General features: G+C 67.2%; 19 protein-coding genes. 11 read left to right on the top strand and 8 right to left on the bottom strand.

Going from position 1 to position 20,650, the window contains the following annotated elements:
• Nucleotides 1–22: 22 nt before the first annotated feature.
• A complete protein-coding gene (locus C492_RS09950) occupies nt 23–1,078 on the top strand; it encodes a tartrate dehydrogenase (protein ID WP_008423015.1) in 1,056 nt (351 codons plus the stop codon).
• A 51-nt stretch (nt 1,079–1,129) separates the two neighbouring features.
• Here C492_RS09950 and C492_RS09945 read toward each other — a convergent pair whose 3' ends face one another.
• Nucleotides 1,130–1,555 carry a PPC domain-containing DNA-binding protein gene (locus tag C492_RS09945; RefSeq protein WP_008423013.1) on the bottom strand — a complete coding sequence of 142 codons (426 nt, stop codon included), beginning with the start codon at nt 1,553–1,555 and terminating at the stop codon, nt 1,130–1,132.
• Nucleotides 1,556–1,702: 147 nt separating this feature from the next.
• On the opposite strand from C492_RS09945, the gene ddh reads away from it, so the two are divergent.
• The 10 genes from ddh (at nt 1,703) to C492_RS09900 (ending at nt 15,225) form a co-directional block, all read left to right on the top strand.
• The gene (gene ddh, locus C492_RS09940; protein ID WP_008423011.1) at nt 1,703–2,641 is read left to right on the top strand and encodes a D-2-hydroxyacid dehydrogenase; all 939 of its coding nucleotides are present in this window, start codon (nt 1,703–1,705) and stop codon (nt 2,639–2,641) included.
• A 175-nt stretch (nt 2,642–2,816) separates the two neighbouring features.
• Nucleotides 2,817–4,163 (top strand): glycerate kinase type-2 family protein, encoded by a 1,347-nt coding sequence (locus C492_RS09935; protein WP_008423010.1) that lies wholly within the window; start codon nt 2,817–2,819, stop codon nt 4,161–4,163.
• 139 nt (nt 4,164–4,302) lie between these two features.
• Entirely contained in the window at nt 4,303–7,293 is a 2,991-nt protein-coding gene (locus C492_RS09930; protein WP_008423008.1) for an FAD-binding and (Fe-S)-binding domain-containing protein, read from the top strand.
• 266 nt (nt 7,294–7,559) lie between these two features.
• Nucleotides 7,560–9,326 (top strand): L-lactate permease, encoded by a 1,767-nt coding sequence (locus C492_RS09925; protein ID WP_008423007.1) that lies wholly within the window; start codon nt 7,560–7,562, stop codon nt 9,324–9,326.
• Between the two features lie 633 nt (nt 9,327–9,959).
• On the top strand, nt 9,960–10,574 hold the full coding sequence (locus C492_RS25290) for a response regulator (protein ID WP_008423006.1): 615 nt from the start codon (nt 9,960–9,962) through the stop codon (nt 10,572–10,574).
• A gap of 83 nt (nt 10,575–10,657) precedes the next feature.
• Nucleotides 10,658–11,896, top strand: coding sequence for a bacterio-opsin activator domain-containing protein (locus C492_RS25285; protein WP_008423005.1), 1,239 nt, complete (start codon nt 10,658–10,660; stop codon nt 11,894–11,896).
• A 409-nt stretch (nt 11,897–12,305) separates the two neighbouring features.
• Nucleotides 12,306–12,803, top strand: a complete 498-nt coding sequence (locus C492_RS09915) for a DUF4870 domain-containing protein (protein WP_049892958.1) — start codon at nt 12,306–12,308, stop codon at nt 12,801–12,803.
• The gene (locus C492_RS09910) at nt 12,803–13,510 is read left to right on the top strand and encodes a hypothetical protein (RefSeq protein ID WP_049892950.1); all 708 of its coding nucleotides are present in this window, start codon (nt 12,803–12,805) and stop codon (nt 13,508–13,510) included. The genes C492_RS09915 and C492_RS09910 overlap by 1 nt, the downstream gene beginning before the upstream one ends.
• A 7-nt stretch (nt 13,511–13,517) precedes the next feature.
• Nucleotides 13,518–14,150, top strand: coding sequence for a hypothetical protein (locus C492_RS09905; RefSeq protein ID WP_008423002.1), 633 nt, complete (start codon nt 13,518–13,520; stop codon nt 14,148–14,150).
• An 88-nt stretch (nt 14,151–14,238) separates the two neighbouring features.
• A complete protein-coding gene (locus tag C492_RS09900) occupies nt 14,239–15,225 on the top strand; it encodes a hypothetical protein (protein WP_008423001.1) in 987 nt (328 codons plus the stop codon).
• A gap of 289 nt (nt 15,226–15,514) precedes the next feature.
• Here C492_RS09900 and C492_RS09895 read toward each other — a convergent pair whose 3' ends face one another.
• The 7 genes from C492_RS09895 to C492_RS09870 form a co-directional block, all read right to left on the bottom strand.
• A complete protein-coding gene (locus tag C492_RS09895; protein ID WP_008423000.1) occupies nt 15,515–16,057 on the bottom strand; it encodes a PH domain-containing protein in 543 nt (180 codons plus the stop codon).
• The gene (locus tag C492_RS24200; RefSeq protein ID WP_204365610.1) at nt 16,054–16,194 is read right to left on the bottom strand and encodes a hypothetical protein; all 141 of its coding nucleotides are present in this window, start codon (nt 16,192–16,194) and stop codon (nt 16,054–16,056) included. The genes C492_RS09895 and C492_RS24200 overlap by 4 nt, the downstream gene beginning before the upstream one ends.
• Before the next feature lie 223 nt (nt 16,195–16,417).
• Nucleotides 16,418–16,636, bottom strand: a complete 219-nt coding sequence (locus C492_RS09890; RefSeq protein WP_008422999.1) for a DUF7130 family rubredoxin-like protein — start codon at nt 16,634–16,636, stop codon at nt 16,418–16,420.
• 70 nt (nt 16,637–16,706) lie between these two features.
• Nucleotides 16,707–18,044, bottom strand: a complete 1,338-nt coding sequence (locus C492_RS09885; protein WP_008422998.1) for a polysaccharide deacetylase family protein — start codon at nt 18,042–18,044, stop codon at nt 16,707–16,709.
• Nucleotides 18,045–18,517: 473 nt separating this feature from the next.
• Nucleotides 18,518–19,483 (bottom strand): transcription initiation factor IIB, encoded by a 966-nt coding sequence (locus tag C492_RS09880; protein WP_008422996.1) that lies wholly within the window; start codon nt 19,481–19,483, stop codon nt 18,518–18,520.
• Between the two features lie 125 nt (nt 19,484–19,608).
• Nucleotides 19,609–19,929, bottom strand: coding sequence for a (2Fe-2S) ferredoxin domain-containing protein (locus tag C492_RS09875; protein WP_008422994.1), 321 nt, complete (start codon nt 19,927–19,929; stop codon nt 19,609–19,611).
• Entirely contained in the window at nt 19,926–20,648 is a 723-nt protein-coding gene (locus tag C492_RS09870; protein ID WP_008422992.1) for a CbtA family protein, read from the bottom strand. The genes C492_RS09875 and C492_RS09870 overlap by 4 nt, the downstream gene beginning before the upstream one ends.
• Between the last annotated feature and the right edge of the window lie 2 nt (nt 20,649–20,650).

Here is a 20,650-nt window from a genome sequence, read left to right as displayed (position 1 = left end):
TGGTCGAGCGGTATGGCTCACCATGGCCTACGAGATAGCGAGTATTCCGGGCGACGGTATCGGTCCGGAGGTCGTCGACGCGGCCCGACCCGTGTTCGAAGACGTAGCGGAGCGACACGGGTTCGAGCTCTCCTTCACGCGGTACGACTGGGGCACCGAGCGCCACCTCGAGCACGGTTCGATGATGCCCGACGACGGCCTCGAGGAACTCGAGGGGTACGACGCGATCCTGCTGGGGGCGGTCGGTCACCCCGACGTCCCGGACCACGTCACGCTGAACAACCTCCTGCTTCCGATCCGCAAGGGGTTCGACCAGTCGATCTGTAAGCGACCCGCCGTCCTCCTCGACGGCGTCGAGAGCCCGCTCGAGGGGTACGACGGCGGCGACATCGACTTCGTCGTCTACCGGGAGAACACGGAGGGCGAGTACGCCGACATGGGCGGCCAGGAACACCCCGGCCACGACCACGAGGTCGCGATTCAGAGTGCGGTCTTCACCCGGACCGGAACCGAGCGCATCGTTCGGGCCGCGTTCGACGCGGCGACCGAGCGCGAGGGCCACCTGACGAGCATCACGAAGTCCAACGCCCAGGCCCACAGCATGGTGTTCTGGGACCAGATCGTCGAGGAGGTCAGCGAGGAGTACCCCGAGGTCACCGTCGAGCGTCTGCTCGTCGACGCGGCGAGCATGGACTTTATCCGCCGTCCCGAGGAGTTCGACGTCGTCGTCGCCTCGAACCTCTTCGGCGACATCCTGACCGACATCGGCGCGATCATCACCGGGAGTATGGGGCTGGCGCCGTCGGCCAACATCGATCCGACCCGAACCTCCCCCTCGATGTTCGAACCCGTCCACGGCAGCGCCCCCGACATCGTCGGCGACGGGGTCGCGAACCCGCTCGCCACGGTGTTGTCCGGAGCGATGATGGTCGATCACCTCGGCGAGGAGGACGCCGGCGAGGCGCTGTGGAACGCCGCCACCGACCAGCTCGCCGACGCGGACGCCCCGCGAACGCCCGACCTGGGCGGCTCGAGCGGAACCGAGGACGTGGTCGAGGATCTCCGGAGTCGCCTCTAGCGGACCCCTCGACACCGCCACGATCATTGCGAAAATAATCGATTTTCGACGCTATTCGTTGAGCCAGAGGTCCAGGCCCGTCGTCTCGTCGAAGTTCCGGACGAGAGGCTCCTCGAACGCCCGGAGGTGGACCTCGCCGGCGAAGACGGTCCCGCCCTCGAGGTGGCCCGCGAGGGGTTCGCCGTCTTCCCTGGAGAGGACGGCGTGGGTGTGGGCGAACACGTCGCCGTCGAGTTTCGCAACGTTCCCGACGCAGGCGGCGACCTCGAGCGGTTCCTCGAAGGTGATCGACCGGTACTCCTGGTCGTCCTGGTCGTAGAACCAGATCTCGGCGTCCTGCACCGCGCCCATCGCGTTGAACCAGCCCGCCTCGACCTCCTCCTCCCGGGCGAGGCTCTCGATCTCGTCGCGCCAGTCCTGTCCGGTCTCGAGTCGCGCGAGGAACTCCCGCGTCGACTCCACTTCCTGGTACTCCATACCGCAATACGCACAACGCGTCTCAAAAAAGATTGCGGTGGTGGCGACGCGACCGCCGCGATCCGAGGCCCGTGTCGACTGTATTCACTCTCTCCGGATTCTGAATAATACGCAACATTCAATTCCCCTCCACGGGAGGAGTAGCGTATGACCGAGCGCCACGAGCTCGAGCAGCTGTACGTCCACGAGTCGGTCGAAAACGTGATCCCGCCGGCGGCGTTCGTCGAGGCGTTCGACGACCTCCCGATTCCAGCCGAACTCGTCGGCGATGGCCGCGAGTACGACTCGACGGACGCGGTGGCGACCTACGTCCCGCGACCGGAGTATCTGGACGCGGGCTGGGTCCACTGCATCCGCGCCGGCTACGACGAGTTCGATACCGACGCCTACGAGCGAGAGGGGGTTCCGCTCACGAACAGTTCGGGGATCCACGGCTCGACGGTCAGCGAGGTCGCGCTCAACTGCATGCTCTCGCTGGCCCGCCTTGGACACCGCTACCGCGACCACCAGAAGGAACGGGAGTGGTGGGAACCGCCGTACGAACGACCGTTCACGCTCGAGAACGAGCGCGTCTGCGTCGTCGGGCTCGGCACGATCGGCGAGGCGACCGCGACCCGGTGTGACGCCCTCGGCATGGAGGTCGTCGGCGTTCGCCGTTCGGACGAGCCGGTACCCGGCGTCTCCGAGATCTTCTCACCCGATCGGCTCCACGACGCGATCGAGGACGCCAGGTTCGTCGTCCTCACCGTGCCCCACACGCCGGCCACCGACGACATGCTGAGCGACGCGGAGTTCGCAGCGATGCGCGAGGACGCCTACGTGATCAACGTCGCTCGGGGTCCCGTCGTCGACGAGGACGCGCTCGTCGAAGCTCTCGAGGCCGACGCGATCGCCGGTGCCGGCCTCGACGTCTTCGAGACCGAACCGCTCCCCGAGGAGTCGCCGCTGTGGGGCTTCGACGACGTGATCGTCTTCCCCCACAAGGGGTCGGCGACGAACCGGTACCACCTCGACATCGCGGAGCTCGTCGCGGAGAACGTCGAGCGCTACCGGTCGGGCGAGGACCTGAAAAACCGCGTCGCCTGAGACGGCGACGAGGGCGTCCTCACCGCTCCGTCCGCGGTACGTCGACGACGGCGCGAGGACGGCGGTCGACGATCCCGCGGACGCGTCGATCGTCGCGGGCGGGCTCGACGTCTGATCCGTGACTGGGCCAACCAGGCACAAAAACCTACATAAGGGACTTTCGCTAGTGATCCGTATGGTTACGATCGAGAACCGCGACGCGCTCGAGCGAACGGACGCACATGCGGTCGCGCTCGAGTGTATCGTCGCCGGGATCGAGGCCGCCCACCCCGAGCGGATCGTCGCGGAGTCGATCTCGACGCGCGAAGGTGTCCTCGCCGTCGCGGGCGCCGAGGGCGACGTCACCGAGTACGAGCTGGATCGGTACGAGGACGTCTACGTTGTCGGCGGCGGCAACGCCGCGGGCCACCTCGCGCGGGCGATCGAGGACGCGCTCGGCGACGCGCTCGCGGGCGGGGTCGTCGTCACTGACGATCCCGCCGGGACGTCGGTCGTCGAGGAACACCTCGGTGACCACCCCATCCCGAGCGAGGACGGCGTCGCGGGCGCCCGACGAGTCCTCGAGGTCGCCGACCGGGCGGGCGAGGACGACCTCGTGGTCGCCTGCATCACCGGGGGCGGAAGCGCCCTCCTGCCGGCTCCGGCCGGGTCGATCTCGCTCGCCGACCTCCAGTCGGTCACCGAGTCGCTGCTCGAGTGTGGCGCGTCGATCGACGAGATCAACGCCGTCCGCAAGCACTGCTCGTCGATCAAGGGCGGCCAGCTCGCCCGGCGGGCGGCGCCGGCGACGGTCGCGACGCTCGCGATCAGCGACGTCGTCGGCGACCGCCTCGACGTGATCGCGAGCGGGCCGACCGCGCCCGATCCGACCGCGTACGCGGACGCGCTCGAGGTCCTCGAGCGCTACGAACTCTCGGTTCCCGAGACCGTCTCCGCGTACCTCGAGGCCGGCGACCGCGGCGAGCACCCCGAGACGGTCGCCCCCGGGGATCCCCTGCTGGAATCCGTCCGCGTGCACGTCCTCGGGAGCGGACGGACCGCCCTCGAGGCGGCCCGTGAGGTCGCAGCCGACCGCGGCTACGAGCCGCTCGTGCTGTCCTCGCGGGTTCGGGGCGAGGCCAGCGAGTCGGCGATCACCCACGCCGCGATCGCCGAGGAGTGCGCCGAGACGGGCGATCCGATCTCCCCGCCCGCGGCGGTGCTGTCGGGCGGGGAGACGACGGTGACCCTCGCCGGGGATCACGGCAGCGGCGGCCCGAACCAGGAGTTCGTCCTGAGCGGCGCCGTCGAACTCGAGAGCGACGCGGTCGTGGTAGCCAGCGTCGACACCGACGGGATCGACGGCGCGACCGACGCCGCCGGCGCGATCGCGACCGCGGCCGACGTATCGCGGACGGAGGGACGGCGCGCGCTCGCGACCAACGACGCCCTGCCGATCCTGGAGTCGGCCGAGACGATCGTTCGAACCGGACCGACGGGGACGAACGTCAACGACCTCCGGATCCTCGTCGTCGAGGACTGACCCCGGCGGAGAACGGACGGCCGCGTTCGGGCGGGCTGGCAATAACTGCCGAATAACGGCGCCGAAAGCGGTCCTTTTCGGAGACGTGTGGGTCCGGGAGGCACAGGATTTATCATAATCGATCCCTCAGAGTCGACTGATGGCTGTTGAAAAGCCACACGGTGGCTTAGCTAACTACGAGGAGTTTCGTGACGAACTCGATCACGAGTACGACGACGTCGAGGAGTACGTCGATCTCGCTGCGGATCTTCGGTCGGTCGTAACGGGGGAAGTGCGCTTCGACGAGTACGCGCAGGTCCTGTACGCGACCGACGGCAGTATCTACAAGGCCAAACCGGCCGGCGTCGTGCTCCCCCGCAACGCCGACGACGTGCAAAACGCCGTGCGCGTCGCCGCCGAGCACGACGTGCCGATTATGGCCCGCGGCGCCGGCTCGTCGCTGGGCGGGCAGGCCGTCGGTCCGGGCTGTGTCGTGCTCGATATGACGACCTACATGGACGATATCCTCGAGATCGACCCCGATCGCCGGCGGGCGCGGGTCCAGCCCGGCGTCGTCCAGGATCACTTCGACGACGCCGCCGAGGAGTACGGGCTCAAGTTCGCGCCCGATCCCGCCTCGTCGAACCGCGCGACGATCGGGGGCGGAATCGGGAACAACTCGACGGGCGCACACTCCGTCCGCTACGGGATCACCGACGCCTACACCGAGGAGTTAGACGTCGTCCTCGCGGACGGCTCGCTGATCCACACCCGCGAGGTCGTCGTCGACTCCCCCGAATGGGAGGAGATCGTCTCGAAGAACGACCGCGAGGCCGAGATCTACGAGACCGTCCGCGGCCTCGTCGAGGAGAACCGAGAGGAAATCGAGGAGAAGTACCCGAACCTCAAGCGCAACGTCTCCGGGTACAACCTCAACAAGGTCGTCTACGAGAACGAGGACGGCGAGGAGGTCGTCAACCTCTCGAAGCTGTTCGTCGGCGCCGAGTCGACGCTTGGCGTGGTCGTCGAGGCCGAGATCAGCCTCGTCACCCTCCCCGAGGAGACCGCGCTCGTGTTGTACTGCTTCGACGACCTCATCGAGGCCCTCGAGGCCGTCCCCGAGGCGCTGGAGTTCGATCCCAGCGCCGTCGAGCTGATGGACGAGGAGATGTTCCGGCTCGCCCGGGAATCCGAGCAGTTCGCGCAGTACGAGGAACCGATCCCCGACGACACCGAGGCGGCACTGATGCTCGAGTACGACTCGGAGCTCCACGACGACTTCGAGGAGGCCGTCGGCCGCACCAACGAGCACTTCGTCGAGAACGGCGACGCCTTCGACGCCCTCGAGGCCTACAGCGAGGCGGACCAGGCCGACCTCTGGAAGCTCCGGAAGGCCGCGATTCCGTTGCTGATGGGTCTCGAGGGCGACCCGAAGCCGTACCCCTTCATCGAGGACGCGACGGTCCCCCCCGAGGAACTCGCCGAGTACGTCGAGAAGTTCATGGACGTCCTCGAGGACCACGACACCTCCGCCGCCTACTTCGCTCACGCGGGCAGCGGGACCCTCCACATCCGACCGATCCTCAATTTGAAGGACGACGGCGGCATCCAGACGATGCAGTCGATCACCGACGCCGTCACCGATCTCGTCCTCGAACACGAGGGGTCGTTCTCCGGTGAGCACGGCGACGGACTCGCCCGCACCGCGTTCAACCCGAAGATGTACGGCGAGGACCTCTGGGAGGCGTTCAAGGAGATCAAGTCGGCGTTCGACCCCGACTGGCGGATGAACCCGGGGAAGGTCGTCTACACCGACGAGAACCCGACGGACATGCGCGAGAACCTCCGGTACGGACACGCCTACGCCTCGATCGAGCCCCAGACGAAACTCGACTTCTCCGAGGAGGGCGGCTTCTCCCACCTCGTGGAGCTGTGTAACGGCTGTGGCACCTGCCGACAGACCGACGACGTGATGTGTCCGACCTACCGGGGGATGAAAGACGAGATCGCGACCACCCGCGGTCGGGCGAACATGCTCCGGTCGGCGATCTCGGGCGACCTCCCCGAGGAGGAGATGTACTCCGAGCGCTTTCAGGAGGAGGTGCTGGATCTCTGTGTCGGCTGTAAGGGCTGCAAGAGCGACTGTCCGACCGGAGTCGACCTGGCGAAGCTCAAAGCCGAGACGAAACACCAGTACCACGAGCGGGAGGGGACGGGTCTGCGCGAGCGGCTGTTCGGGAACATCGACACCCTCTCGAAGATCGGGAGCGCGCTCGCGCCCGTCTCGAACCTCGGGCCGAAGCTCCCCGGCAGCCGGCTCGCGATGGAGAAGGTCGCGGGCATCGCCGCCGACCGGGAACTCCCCAGCTTTCGGCAGGAGTCCTTCCAGGACTGGTTCGCGAAGCGCGGTCCGCGGGTCGATCCCGACGCGGCCGACCGAAAGGTCGTGCTGTTCCCCGATACGTACACGAACTACAGCTACCCCCGACCCGGCAAGGCCGCCGTGCGCGTCCTCGAGTCGGCGGGCGTCCACGTCACCGTCCCCGACGACGTCGGGCCGAGCGGTCGCGCGGCGTTTTCGGTCGGCATGCTCGACGACGCCGAGGAGCGCGCGGTGGCGAACATCGAGAAGTTCGCCGAGTACGTCGATCGGGGGTACGAGATCGTCTCGCTCGAGCCCTCCGACGCCGTGATGTTCCAGGACGAGTACCTCGATCTGGCCCCCTCCGCGACCGCCGAGAAGGTCGCCGGCCACTCGTATGGCATCACCGAGTACATGGACACGTACCGTCTCGTCGAGGAGCTTCCGCTCGAGGAGACCGACGAGACGCTCGCCTACCACGGTCACTGCCACCAGAAGGCGACCGGAAAGGACCACCACGCCGTCGGCGTGCTCAGACGTGCGGGGTACGCCGTCGATCCGCTCGACAGCACCTGCTGTGGCATGGCCGGCTCCTTCGGTTACGAGGCCGAACACTACGACCTCTCGAAGTCGATCGGCGAACGCCTCTTCGAGAAGATCGACGAGAGCGACGGCGACCCGGTCGCCCCCGGCGCCTCCTGTCGGAGCCAGATCGGCGATCGCGACGGCCCCGGCGAAAAGCCGCCGCACCCGATCGAGAAGGTGAACGAACTGTTGCCCGCACGATAGAGTAACACATCTGATATTTTTGGAGCCGTTCGAGATCGGAGACGGTCCTCCCTCCCGGACGCGAGCGCCATATCGATCGAGATGTTCTCTAGGTAACAGGTATCCATCAGATTATAAATAGAACCATTTATTATACCTTATGAGAGACGTGATCACGGGACGTTCATGATGAGAAAGGACGGTGCGAGACGGTGCGAATCGGAACAGGGGAACGGACGTACGGCGATCGAAGACCGATTCAGTCGAGGTGATCGGGACGGATGGTGATGGACGTCGCCGTCGCGGCGCTACCGCTCGCGGTCGTCGCGGTGTTGCTCATCGGATTTCTGTGGCCGGCGACGCGGGCGATGCCGATCGCGTGGATCGCCGCGCTCGCCGTCGGCTACGTGTGGTGGAACAACCCACCGGACTACCTGGTGGGATCGTCGTTTGTCGGGGTGATGACCGCCCTCGAGATCCTGTGGATCGTCTTCGGCGCGCTGGTGTTACTGTACACGCTGATGCAGGCCGGGGCGTTCGACCGGATCAATCGGGGCTTTACCGCCGTCTCGGACGATCGGCGGGTACAGATCGTGCTAATCGCGTTCTTCCTCGCGACGTTCATCGAGGGCGCCGCAGGGTTCGGGACGCCGGCGGCGGTCGTCGCGCCGCTGATGCTCGCGCTCGGATTCCCGGCGCTGGCGGCCGTCATCGCGGCGCTGATCGGTCACGTCATGGCCGTCACCTACGGCGCGGTCGGGACGCCGATCATCGTCGGGATCCAGGAGCCGCTGATGATCTACGAGGACCAGATCGTCAACGAGGGCGGGATGAGCGTCGTCCAGTACTCCTACGAGGTCGCCGCGTGGGCCGCGACCTACCACGCCCTGACCGGCTTCGTGATGCCGCTGTTCGCCGTCGCCATGGTCGTCTACTTCTTCGGCCCGTCGGACGAGCGCACGATCAAGCCGGCGCTCAGCGTCTGGCCGCTCTGTCTGTTCGCGGGGATCGCCTTCGCGATCCCGTACTGGATCTCCGCGTGGTTTCTCACCGCGGAGTTTCCCGCGCTGATCGGCGCGATGGTCGGCGGCGCGATCACCGTGTCGGTGCTCCGACAGGGCTACCTTCTTCCGGACGACGAGTGGGACTTCCCGCCACGCGAGGAGTGGGCCGACCACTGGGTCGGCGCGATCGAACCCGGCGACGACGGCGCGGACGGGGCCGTCCCGAACGGCGGCGAGCAGATGTCGCTGCTGAAGGCGTGGTCCCCCTACATCGTGCTCATCGTCCTGCTGGTCGTCACCCGCGTCGTCGACCCGATCTCGGCGGTGATAAACGACGCTGACCTCGGTACCGAGTTCGCTATCGCCGGCGTCGGCGAGTTCACGATCGGCGTGGTGATCGAGTGGTCCGAGATGTTCGGGTACGATCTCTCCGCGGCGATCGGGTGGATGAACGCCCCGGGCTTCTGGCTGTTGCTCAGCGCGATCATCGCGATCGGCATCTTCGGAATGTCCGGCCAGCAGGTCAAGGCGGCCTGGAGCGAGGCGATACAGAAACTCGTCTCGCCGTTTATCGCGCTGGTCTTCGTGATCGCGATGGTGCAAGTGATGATCCAGTCCGGCGGCGCGCCCGGCGCCCCCGAGGCGGGCAGCATGATCGAGATCCTCGCCATCGCGACCGCGGACGTGACGGGACCGCTGTACCCGGCGCTGGCGGCGCTGATCGGCGCGCTCGCGGCCGCGATGGTCGGCTCGAACACGGTGTCGAACATCACGTTCGGCGGCTTCCAGTTCACGGCCGCACACGAGCTCGGCCTGCCCAGCCAGATCGTCGTCGGAACGCAGGCCGTCGGCGGCGCGATCGGTAATCTCGTCGCGATCCACAACATCGTCGCGGCGCTGGCGACCGTCGGCCTCGTCGGTCAGGAGGGACGGGTGATGCGGTTGAACCTGATCCCCCTGTTCTACTACGCCCTCGTCGTCGGGGTCTGGGCGCTGCTGTTCGTCTACGTCATGCCCGACGTGCTCCCGTCGGTGTTCGACGTCTACTGACACCGACGGTTTTGCTACCGTCTTCGGTTCCCGAACGGAGCGATACACCGTCCCTCCAGCCGTCGGTTCCGGGAGGACTCGAGGGCCGAAACTGGCGAAATACATCAGCGATATGTTATTGTACGGTTTCGTATTGTTCTCTGTCGAACCGGATCGGCTCTCGACGGTCGGGACGATCCGAACTGAGTCCCGCTACGGACGGATCGTGCTCGAGTGGCCTCGGTACCGTCGTCGGAATCGGAGAACGAGCGGGACAGAATACGTCCCCGCGACCGGCGGTCGTCGTGTCCCGTTGGCGAGCCCCGTATCCGGTCGCAGAAAGTGGCAGTAATAGAATAGTATCGGGATAGTGTAAAAGTCTAGAACGAATGGGACGGGGCGACGATACACGCGATCTACCGCGTCGATCCGCGGACGGTCCGGGCGGCGATCGCGTTTCCCACCGGCGAGTGAGAGCGCTCGAGGGGAAAGTCACCGGTACTGTTATATCACCGACGCTCGAGAACGGGGTATGGCGTGGCAACGGGCTGTACGCTCCCGCTCGGTCCGGTTCGCGACGGCGTCAGCCGCCGTTTCGGGGGCGTCCGCGCTCGCCCGAGTTCCGTGCCGCGAGGGGTCGAAGCGGGGGGTCGGATGACCGAACGCGCGGCGGGCGGCGAACGGGCGACGGCGACGCTCGAGGCGATCGACGTGTTGCTCGTCGACGGCGACGATGGCTGGGCGACGGGTGTAGCCGAGGAGCTAGAGCGGCGCGAACCGGATCTCCGCGTCGAGTCGGCACTCGGCGCGAACGAGGCCCTCGCCGTCGTTCACGAGGCGTCGATCGACTGTCTCGTCGTCGACTACCGGCTGCCGGAGACGGACGGGATCGAGCTGGTAGAACGGATCCGCGACGAGCGTCCGGAGCTCCCGATCGTCCTCGTGGCGGGCGAGGACGCCGAGGCGGTGGCGGCGCGGGCCATCGACGCCGGCGTGACCGACTACCTTCCGAAGGACCCCACGATCGACCAGACGCCCGTTCTGGCCGGCAAGATCCGAAACGCCGTCGAGCGCCGCGCGCTGCGGCGGGCGATCGAGGACAGCGAACGGCGCTACCGGACCGTCATCGAGCAGAGCCGCGACGCGATCGTGATCCTTCGGGAGGGACGGATCCTGTTCTGTAACGAACGCTTCGGCGAGTTCACCGACTCGAGCGTGGACGACCTCGTCGACACCCGGTTCGCCTGTCTCTTATACACATCTCTNTGATCCTCACGGACGGCGTCCACCGCTTTCGGCTGCTAACCGGCGACGGAACGGTCGCCCACTGCGAGTACACCGGGCGCGAACTCGTGTACGACGGCGTCCCGGCGACGATGCTCTCGATCAGGGACGTCACGGCGAAGCGACTGAAGGAGGTGCGCCACCGCCGGGAGCGAAACCTCAACAGACACCTCCAGCGGGCGCTCGTGGCGTCGCGAAGTCGGGAGGAACTCGAGGACGCCGTCGTCACCGAACTCGCCGAGCAGGGGTACGACCTCGTCTGGTTCGGCGCGGCCGTCGACGGGAGGCTCCAGCCGCGGGCCGTCGCCGGAGACCGGCGGTACGTCGACGAGGTCGAACTCTCGCTCGAGCGGACCGCACACGAGTGCGAGCCCAGCGTCTGGGCGACCCGAACCGGAACGGCGCAGGTGATCGCCGACCTCGAGGCGCTGTTTCCGACGGACTGGCGGAACCTCGCGCTCGAGCGCGGATTCCGGGCCGCGATCGCGCTTCCGGTCGGCTACGAGGACGTCGTCTACGGCGTCCTCGCGGCCTACCGGACCGAACCCGACTCGATCGACGACGCCGAGCGCGACTTCCTCCGGGACCTCGCGGCGACCGTGGGCTACGCGATCCACCACACGAACGCCCGGAAGGCGCTCACCGCGGACCACGGCGTCGAGGCTCGAATCGAACTCCGGGACGGCTCGCACTACCTGAGCGAGGTCGTCGCCGCCGTCGAGACGTCCGAGCCGGAACTGGTCGTCCACAGCACCTACTCGAACGGCGACGGCGAACTCGTCCAGTACGCCACCCTCCGCGGCGGCTCCACCGAGGAGTTTCGCGACGCCGCCGCGGCTCACCCGGCCGTCCGGGAGGTCGTCCCGGTCCGGCGGGCCGAAGCCGACTCGTTTCAGCTGACGGTCGACGGAGAGACCCCGGAGTCGACCCTGGCTCCGTTCAACGCGCGCGTTCGATCGACGCAGGTCACCGCCGACCGCGCGGTGCTTCGGATCGAACTCCCCTCGAGGGAGAACCTCGACGCGCTGGTCGAGGGCCTCGAGGACCGGTACGGTCGCGTGTCGGTGCTGTCCCTCGTCGAGCGCGAGTGGGCGGACCGCGACGGGGCGCTGACGGTCGATACGAGCGCGCTGACCGAAAAACAGGCGGTCGCCCTCGAGGCGGCCTACCGCCACGGCTACTTCGAGCAGCCGCGTCGCTCGTCCGCGACCGACATCGCGAACGTGCTGGGTATCTCCCACTCGACGTACCTGCAACACCTGCGCGCGGCCCAGCAGAAGGTGTTCGCCGCGTTCTACGGCGACTGAGGCCGACGTCCGCGATCGACGGCTTCGACACCCGACTCCCCTCGAGGGAGCGGGCAGTGCTGGTGGGCGTGACGGTCACGCTCGACACACATATAAAAAGACGGTACCTTCATGTGTCGGTTCCCGGGAGGTCGACACCGACTCCGACCCGCGGGGACCGACCGTCGACGCGACATATGTCGCGGTAACGCTTCTGCCGTTCGGGTGACAACTGTTGTAATACAGCGTGAACGTCTTCCCCGCAGATCTGTCGGCGGACGCGGGTCGGTACCCGCGAAACGCGACGGGGGTGGGAGACTCGATCGCGGCGGCCCCGCTGCCGGGGACGCGATCCGACACGCTTCGATTCGACGGCACGTCCCCTCCTCGAGAGCGGACGGCCCCGAACGGCGATACGGAGGAGAAACCAATGGCAACAGACAACACCGACATCGACGAACAGCTATCGACCAGCGGCCCGGACCCGATCCCGGGGGAGAGGGAGTCTGCCAGTCCGGATCCGGCGGTCGCCGATCCGGACGCGGAGGGTTCGACCGCCGAAGCGGACGTCGTCGGCGGACTCAGCGAGAACGTCGCAGGGGCGCTCGCCTACCTCTTCGCACCGTTTATCGCGGTGCTGTTTTACCTCCTCGAGGACCGAAACGAGTTCGTCCGGTTCCACGCCGCACAGAGCATCGTCGTCTTCGGCGGCTTCTTCGCCCTCTCGATGGGCGTGTTCGTGATGGGGTTCGTCCTCGAGTTCCTGCCGTTCGTCGGCTGGATGCTCTCGCTGGCGATCTCGATGCTGACGTTCCTGGTGCTCGCCCCGCTCGGGTTCATCCTCTGGGCGCTGCTGACGTACAAGGCGTTCACGGGCGAGCGATACGCCCTCCCCGTCGCCGGGGAGGTCGCAGAGAGGTACGTCTGATGGGAGTACGCCGGCGTTCGTTCGTGGCGGTCGCCGGGCTCACGGCACTGAGCGGCTGTCTCAGCGTCGACGACATCACGAGCCGGGCGAGAGGCGAGGCCGGCGACCGGGCGGGCGACGAGCTCCGGGATCGAACGGGGATCGACGTCGAGACCCCCGAGGAGCCGCCCGAAACCGACGAGGAGTGGCGGCTGTACGAGTTCGAGCCCGGCGAGCGCTACGAGTACCGCATCGACACCGAGGCGGACGGACCCGGAACCTTCAGCTGGACCGTCGAGGACGCGGGCGAGGATCGGCTCGTCGTCGACACGGGGCTGACGTTCGAGAGCGGGGACGAGTTCGCTCGAACCGTAACCGGAACCCAGGACGAGGTGTTCTCGGAGCTGCTGGCGACGCCGGCGGCGATCTTCATCGGCTCGGGGCTGCACTCGCCGTACGTCACCGCCAACGAGGGCGTCTACGTCGGCTACGAGTGGCGGGTCGCGACCGACGAGGGAAGCTTCCGGTACGCCGTCGAGGACACCGACTCCTACGTCGGAACCGACTGCTACGTGGCCGTCACCGAAGTCGACGGCGCGGTCGTCCACGAGAGCTGTCTCTCGCCCGACCTGGCGTTTCCGGCGTTCGTCGCATACTACGACGAGAGCGGCGAGCAACTGCTCGAGATGGAACTGCTCGAGTACGAATCGGCGAGTGGCGGGAGCTGAGAGACGAATGACGACGAACCCACTCGCGGAGACGATGACGACGGCAGGGCGGAGCGGTGGAGGGAGCGTCGACCGACGAACGGTTCTCCGAGTACTGGGCGTCACGAGCGGTTCCGTCGTGAGCGGCTGCCTCAGCGGGGACGAGGACGATGCCGATGGCAACGGTGACGGGGCCGAGGGGGCGAGCGACGAGTCGGCAGACGACGACGAAACGGGGAGATCGAGCGACGCGAGCACCGACGGCGGGAGCGAGGAGAGCGTCGGAACCGCCGAAATCGCGTTCCTCGGCGAGACGTACACCTACGACGACGCTTCGTGTGAGGGGAGCACCACCTTTCCGCCGGAAAACGAGATGATTCGCCACCGCGACGTGGACAACGGGCTCGAGTTCTGGGTCGAGCGGGACGACCCGGCGGCGTCCGACGTCGTCGAGGGTTACCTCGGTTTCCCGGAGGGCGGCGCGGACGAAACGATCGGCGAGATCGAGGCCTACACCGCCCGGACGACCGTCGACGAGGTCGAGTTCGAACTGGGACGCGGGACGTCGGGCAGCCTCCACCTCGAGCCCTCACATCACATGAACGACGACGTGGCACACGACCCCGACGGCGGGGAGGTAACCTGGGAGATAGCATGCTAACGCGAGATACACCGACGGCGCGGAACCGAACGACGACCTCGGCGAGGGCGGCCTCGTCGTCACCGCCGAACCGTCGGAGGGGGTAGCGTTGGCACTGCACTTCCTGAAGGCGACGACCGTCTTCCTCAGGACGCTTCCGTTCGTCGCGCTACGGATGGCCGTCGGGATCCTGTTCGGCCTCGTCACGGTCGTCTACTTCGGGATCGTCGGCTGGCTGGTGCTGACGCTGCTCGACGCGGGGACCGTCTCCGGACCGATCGGCGGGATCGGGTTGCTCGTCGCGACCCTGCTGTTCCTGGCCGCGATGCGGTTCGCCCGCCGATACGTCCTCTACATGGTCGCCGCGGGCCACATCGCCGTCATCGCACGGATCGTCGACACGGGCGAGACGCCGCGAAACCAGCTCTCGTTCGGTACCGGACAGGTGCGATCGCACTTCACGGAGGCCAACGCCCTGTTCGTCGTCGATCAGCTGGTGAAGGCGGCGATCCGGCAGTTCAACAACCGGGCCGTCTCGCCGTCGAACCTCGTGAGCGTCGTCCCGACGCTAGAGAACGTCCTCACCGTCCTCCGGAGGGCGATCGGGCTCGCGGCGTCGTACATCGACGAGGCGATCATCGCGTACGTCTTCATCGCCGAGGAGGAGAACAACTGGCGGGCCGCCCGCGACGGCGTCGTCCTCTACGCGAAGACCTGGAAGTCGATCCTCGGCTCGACGCTGGCGATCGTTCTCGGGATGTACGCGGTCGCGTTCGGACTGTTGCTGGCGCTGACGCCGCTGGCCGCCGTCTTCGGGAGCCTCTCGCCGACGTTCGAGATCCTCGGCTGGGTCGCCGTCGCCGGGGTCGGCCTGACCGTCTACCTCGGCGTGCTCAGACCCTGGGTCGAGACCGTCGTGATCACGACGTTCCTGATCGAATCGCGCGAACTGACGCCGGACGGCGACACGGTCGCGTTCCTCGAGCGGCGCTCGCGGAAGTTCCGGGAGCTGACGGCGAGGGGGGACGCCGAGGAGACCGCGGGGTATCCCACCGGGGAGGTCGACGACGAGCGTCCCGCCGAAAAGCCGACGTGAACTGGTCTCCGCACCAGCAGTCGCCGTTCTCGGGGGCCGACCCGCAGAACCGTTTCGGCGCGGATCACCGACGAAGAGTCGCGCGGGGGAATCCGACGGAAAGCATATGTGGTGGTACTGTCGTTCGTACTACATGGTTCGTTACGCCGGCGATCGATGCACAGACTGTGGCGGACGACGGATCGCACGGACCGACGACTCCGTCTGGTGTCCGAACTGCGCCCTCTTTCGGCCCGACGGCTAGCCACGACGGGTCCTCGCTCGAGCGAAGCCCGAGTCGGCGTCGTCCTCAGAGGCCGCCGGATCGCGGCGCTCGGCTCTCGCTCAGCAGACGGGTGAGCGTTTGCTTGACGCGCTCCGGATCCGGGACGCCGTGAAACGTGACGTCCTCGGTCGACGTGCCGGCGGTGTAGATCATGACGTCGCCGTACGAGAACAGCCGCTGGAGGACGGACTGATTGTACGCGGTGTTCTGGATCCTGTCGAGACGAATCTGCGTGACGTCGCGGGAGACCAGGCCGCGCTTGACGTAGATCTCCTCGTCGGTGATGACGTACAGGAGTCGAATCCAGTTGAGATACGTCAAGCAGACCCGTCCCGCACCGACCAGAACTAACGCGAGCGGAAGGTACACGAGCCAGGACGGAACGTTCGTGCCGGAGAGCCAGACGGTAAGCACGATCCCGACGAGCGCGATGCCGACGCCTGCCGCGACCGAGACCGCGATGGTGAGCCAGGACGGCCGACCCGCCCAGCGGACCCGCTCGCCCTCTGTGAGGTGGAGCCAGTCGGCGCTCGCGAGTTCGTCGTACGACGACCGCGCGTTCGTCATCGGCGTCCCCCCTCGGCGCGTCCGCCGCGTCCCGCGGCGGATCCGAGTTCGGGTACCGCCGGAACGCCCTCGGCTCCGGAGCGAACGCTCCTGAACGGATCGTCCTCGAGTCGGGAGTCTCGAGTTGCGGTGAACATCGTCGGTTCCACGCTGCGTCGTTGGGGCCGCATCACCCTCAGTGTTCGTGTTCGTTCGGCGGCCGACAGCGCGTCGAACGCGACGCGATCTGCCGTCTCGAGGGGGTCGTCGGGAACTCGTCCCGGAAGTCGGCGCCTCGCTGCGCTCGGGTTCAGTTCGCGGAGCGGTTCGGACGGTCCGTGGACGAAGGGGGAGCCGCGGGGGCCGCAGGGTCTTCTCGCGCTAGTCCTCCTCCCAGTAGTACAGTTCCTCCTTCGGACTCTCGCAGGCTGGACAGGCGTCCGGGAGGCTGTCGACGAACCGCCCCATCTCGCCACAGTCTATGCACCGCCACATGTTGTGGCCGCGGTTGTCCGCCTCCCGCGGTTCGCCGATCGGAACCTCCGTCTCGTCTTTGTTTCTGAGTTCGCTCTTGTCGAGGGAATTTCGGTTGGGGCTCATTCCGATCGCAAGTACGTTCCGTGGCGTGTTAAGGCATGCCACTAGTAGAACGGGTCCGGACAGTCCGGCGTCAGTGACCGTTGCGACGCATCGTCCAGAGGTCGTCGAAGTCGATCACCTCGAGGTCGTCGCCCTTGCTCTCGATGTGCTCGAGCAGGCGTTCGTACTCCTTCCGGTCGAGCGTGTTGTCCTGGTCGAAGCCGTGGAAGTTCAGGATCGAACACTGACGGTGTTCGGCGGCGAGATCGACACACCGCATCGAGATGTCGAGGTCGTGACCGATCGTGCGCGGCAGAACGAGGGGGTCGAACCCGTGGACGCCGGTGGGGTTGACGTTACCCGACTGGTTGAACCCGCCCGCGTAGTAGTAGTCCGAGACGACGTCCAGGGACGTCCGATCGAAGCTGTTGTGCGGGTAGACGATGTAGTGGCCGCCCTCGAGTTCGTTCTGGACGGCCCAGTTTTTGTCCCGTCGAAGGCGCTCCCTGAGCGACTTCTCGTCCGCCTGCGCGAGCCGGGTGTGGGTGCCGTGTGTGACGATCTGGTCGCCGGCCTCCTGGCGCTCCCGGAGCTGCTGGACGTTCATGGTCCCCTCGCGTTGGCCGCGCGTCCACTGCCTGACGGCGGCCTGGACCGCGTTGACGCCGTACTCGTCGTGCAGCGGACTCACGGTGTCGTAGAACTCCTCCGACCCGTCGTCCCAGCTGAGGACGACGTACCCCTTCTCCGGTTTCTCGTGGCGGCGCAGATCGTCGACCCACACCTCCGCGTCGTCGGTGTTGTAGACGATAAGCTGAATCTTGTCGACGGCGTCGCGCTCGAGCGGCGTCGTGCTCTCCTCGAAGACGCCCGGGTTCGTTCGGAACCAGCCGATATCCGGCGTACGGTAGGTGACGCTCCGGAGCTGGTGGTGTGCGTACCCGCCGTAGAGGTCGACGAGCCGGATGTCGATCGCCACGTTACCCGGCGTCGACGTGCGCACGGCCAGCGAAAAGTCGTGGTCGGTCAGATCCGTCGTCTCGATCGACCGTTCGACCATGACGTTCTCGCCGTCCTCGGCGGTGAGTTTGAGGCTCTGGGACCCGTCGAACGCGGTGTCGTCGTCCGGCTCCGCGGTTCCCCGGATCGTCTCCCAGACGTCGAGGTCCTCGAAGTCGTCGAACGAGTCGCCCGGCTGGCCGAACTCCTCGCGGCTGTCGTACTCCGTTTCGACCGTCAGCGGCGGCGAGTCGTAGCCGTTCGTCTCGTCCGAGTCGCCGTTCCCGGACGGCGTATCGTCCGACGGGTCGGATCCGTTGTCGTTCGACGTTTCCGATCCGAACCGATCGGTACAGCCCGCCAGTCCCGCCAGCGTCGCCGATCCGGACAGTGCGAGGAACCGCCGCCGGGTGTTGGGTTTCTCCGACATGGTTGATCTATGGTTGGTAAAGTAATAATACTATTACAGTCATAAAATACTATCCTTTCGCGAGATTCCGAGGCGAGAAGCGCGACGACCGGGTGCATCGGGACATTCGGAGAGTGTCGGTGGCGTTCTCGAACCGACCGTCGCCGGCGAACGTTCGACGACCGGCGTCCCGTCCACTCGTTAGGCTCGAAGGCGAGGTCCTCGCGGTGTGTTCCGTCCGCGGCGGGGAGGCCTCGACGTTGCCCCCCGCTCGAGGCGCCGGGTCTCGGTCGGTTCCCGCCGCCCCGACGGGTCGACGAGCTCCCGCGCTCGGAGGAGCTCCAGCGACGCTCGGCCAGTTATCGGCGAGTGGCGTCCGTCGCGGTCGGGTTCGAGACCGGCAGGCGGCGCAACCGCGTCGGCGGGGGCGAAGTTTCTCGTCGGACGCGTTCCGCTCGCGCGGGGCGAAAAAGAGCGACGCGGATCGACCCGGCTCAGTCGTGAATTCCCATCGCGCTGATCTGTTCCTGGTACCGGTTCCGGATCGTGACCTCGGTCACCTGCGCGACGTCGGCGACCTCTCGCTGGGTCTTCTTCTCGTTACACAGCAGCGCGCTCGCGTAGATCGCGGCCGCGGCGTACCCGGTCGGGGACTTCCCCGAGAGCATCCCCTGCTCGGCGGTGGTGGTGATGATCTCGTTTGCCTTCAGCTGAACCTCCTCCGGGAGGTCGAGCTCGGAGCAGAACCGCGGGACGTACTTCTTGGGATCGACGGGCTCCATCTCGAGGCCGAGCTCCTGGGAGATGTAGCGGTACGTGCGGCCGATCTCCATCCGATCGACCCGCGAGACCGCCGCGACCTCGTCGAGCGAGCGGGGAATGCCCTCCATACGACAGGCCGCGTACAGCGTGCTCGTGGCGACGCCCTCGATCGACCGACCGCGGATGAGGTCCTCGTCGAGCGCGCGCCGGTAGAGCACGCTGGCAACCTCGCGCACCGAACGGGGGACGCCCAGCGCCGAGGCCATGCGGTCGGTCTCCGAGAGGGCGAACTGCAGGTTGCGCTCGCCGGCGTCTTTGGTGCGGATACGCTCCTGCCACTTCCGGAGCCGGCTCATCTGCGTTCGCTTCTCGGAGGACAGCGAGCGCCCGTAGGCGTCCTTGTTCTTCCAGTCGATCGTCGTCGTCAGCCCCTTGTCGTGCATCGTCTGGGTCGTCGGCGCCCCGACGCGGGACTTGCTGTCCCGCTCCGACTGGTTGAACGCCCGCCACTCCGGTCCGCGATCGATTCCCTCCTCCTCGAGGACGAGTCCGCAGTCCTCGCAGCTGACCTCGCTGCCGTCCGAACTTCGAACGAGCGCCGTCGACTCGCACTCGGGACACGCCCGAACGCCCTCCTGTGCAGCCTCGTTGTTCGTCGTCTGCTCGTCGCGCTGTTTCTGGCGGGTCGGGCGTTTCATCGGTCGAGTTGAAAGAGTCGCCCGAGAAGGTTAAACGCTGGGAGTGTCGGTTCGAGGGATCGCCCGCTTCCGTCCGCTCCGAACGCGACGCTCCCGCAGGACTGCGGAACGGTCGGGCGCTCGAGTCACAGCCGCTCGGCGTCGGGTCCGAACTCGTTCGCGAGCAGTTCGGGGACGTCGTCGGGCCGGACGTCCGAGAACCACTCGTTTCGGGGCTGGATCGTCAGCGCGGACCCGTCCTCGCTGCACAGGCCGAGACACGTCGTCGTGCTGACGCCAACCGGCGACCAGAACGCGTTTCGCTCCCGAAGCCAGTCCCGAACCGCGTCGGCGACTGCCGCTCCGCCCGCGTCGGCACAACAGGCGTAGTCGGAGTCGCGAGCGTTGGTGCAGACGAACACGTGGGCCTCGAGGCGCGTCCGCTGTTCGCTCGTCCGCCGTTTCATGCGTTCGAGGCGGACGTCCTATCGCGCGCGGTCGTCGAGTCGCTCCCGCCGCGTCGGTGGAGCCAGCCGAAGCAGCCGGCGACGAGAAGCCACAGTGCGGCCTGACTCAGCACCACCACACCGCGGAACGCGGCGACCAGTTCGCGGGCGAGCGCGTCGTTGGCGGTCGCCGTCGGCGCTGCGAGCGACGCCGCGACGCCGAGGATCACGATCGGCGCGACGGCCGCAACCGCGGCGACGAGTCGGCCGCGAGCCGCGACGCTCCGGTACGCGAGGACCGCTGCGGCGCTGACGAGCGCGCCGACGGCCATCAGCGCCGCGTAGACGAGGAGTCGAGTGCCGGTGTCGAGCGCCTGTTGGGCACCCGGGGTAGCCGGCGGTAACAGGAGCCACGGCGCGACCGACACGGAGAGGAATCCCGCCCCAGCGAGGACGTACGCTCTGGCCGTCCCCGCCCCGGGAAGCGACGGCTCGAGGAAGTAGTACGCGAGTCCGAAGAGTCCGCCGAGGAGGATACCCCAGAGGACCCCGCTACCGATGCTCACGATCGTCGTCGTCGTTTCGGCGACGGCGGAAGCGTGCTCGTGGCCGTGATCGTGATGCGCCGCAGCTTCCATGTACGCGACCAGCGGGTTGCCCACCAGCCCCATGAACGCGCCGTAGGCGAGGCCGGCGATCGTGCCGGCGGCGACGCCGCGCTCGAGATAGCGTGCGATCATCG

This window comes from Natronococcus jeotgali DSM 18795 (assembly GCF_000337695.1).
GTDB lineage: Archaea > Halobacteriota > Halobacteria > Halobacteriales > Natrialbaceae > Natronococcus > Natronococcus jeotgali.
Note: the sequence above shows the minus strand (reverse complement) of the source record. Positions and strands in the feature narration are given on the sequence as shown.

Bases quoted from the DNA above. Each gene is read 5' to 3' on its own strand.
- C492_RS09935 (WP_008423010.1), top strand. From the start codon at position 2,817: ATGGTTACGATCGAGAACCGCGACGCGCTCGAGCGAACGGACGCACAT.
- C492_RS09885 (WP_008422998.1), bottom strand. From the start codon at position 18,044: ATGTCGGAGAAACCCAACACCCGGCGGCGGTTCCTCGCACTGTCCGGA.
- C492_RS09890 (WP_008422999.1), bottom strand. From the start codon at position 16,636: ATGAGCCCCAACCGAAATTCCCTCGACAAGAGCGAACTCAGAAACAAA.
- ddh (WP_008423011.1), top strand. From the start codon at position 1,703: ATGACCGAGCGCCACGAGCTCGAGCAGCTGTACGTCCACGAGTCGGTC.
- C492_RS09925 (WP_008423007.1), top strand. From the start codon at position 7,560: ATGGACGTCGCCGTCGCGGCGCTACCGCTCGCGGTCGTCGCGGTGTTG.
- C492_RS09915 (WP_049892958.1), top strand. From the start codon at position 12,306: ATGGCAACAGACAACACCGACATCGACGAACAGCTATCGACCAGCGGC.
- C492_RS24200 (WP_204365610.1), bottom strand. From the start codon at position 16,194: ATGTTCACCGCAACTCGAGACTCCCGACTCGAGGACGATCCGTTCAGG.
- C492_RS09875 (WP_008422994.1), bottom strand. From the start codon at position 19,929: ATGAAACGGCGGACGAGCGAACAGCGGACGCGCCTCGAGGCCCACGTG.
- C492_RS09910 (WP_049892950.1), top strand. From the start codon at position 12,803: ATGGGAGTACGCCGGCGTTCGTTCGTGGCGGTCGCCGGGCTCACGGCA.
- C492_RS09905 (WP_008423002.1), top strand. From the start codon at position 13,518: ATGACGACGAACCCACTCGCGGAGACGATGACGACGGCAGGGCGGAGC.
- C492_RS09870 (WP_008422992.1), bottom strand. From the start codon at position 20,648: ATGATCGCACGCTATCTCGAGCGCGGCGTCGCCGCCGGCACGATCGCC.
- C492_RS09950 (WP_008423015.1), top strand. From the start codon at position 23: ATGGCCTACGAGATAGCGAGTATTCCGGGCGACGGTATCGGTCCGGAG.
- C492_RS09930 (WP_008423008.1), top strand. From the start codon at position 4,303: ATGGCTGTTGAAAAGCCACACGGTGGCTTAGCTAACTACGAGGAGTTT.
- C492_RS09945 (WP_008423013.1), bottom strand. From the start codon at position 1,555: ATGGAGTACCAGGAAGTGGAGTCGACGCGGGAGTTCCTCGCGCGACTC.
- C492_RS09880 (WP_008422996.1), bottom strand. From the start codon at position 19,483: ATGAAACGCCCGACCCGCCAGAAACAGCGCGACGAGCAGACGACGAAC.
- C492_RS09895 (WP_008423000.1), bottom strand. From the start codon at position 16,057: ATGACGAACGCGCGGTCGTCGTACGACGAACTCGCGAGCGCCGACTGG.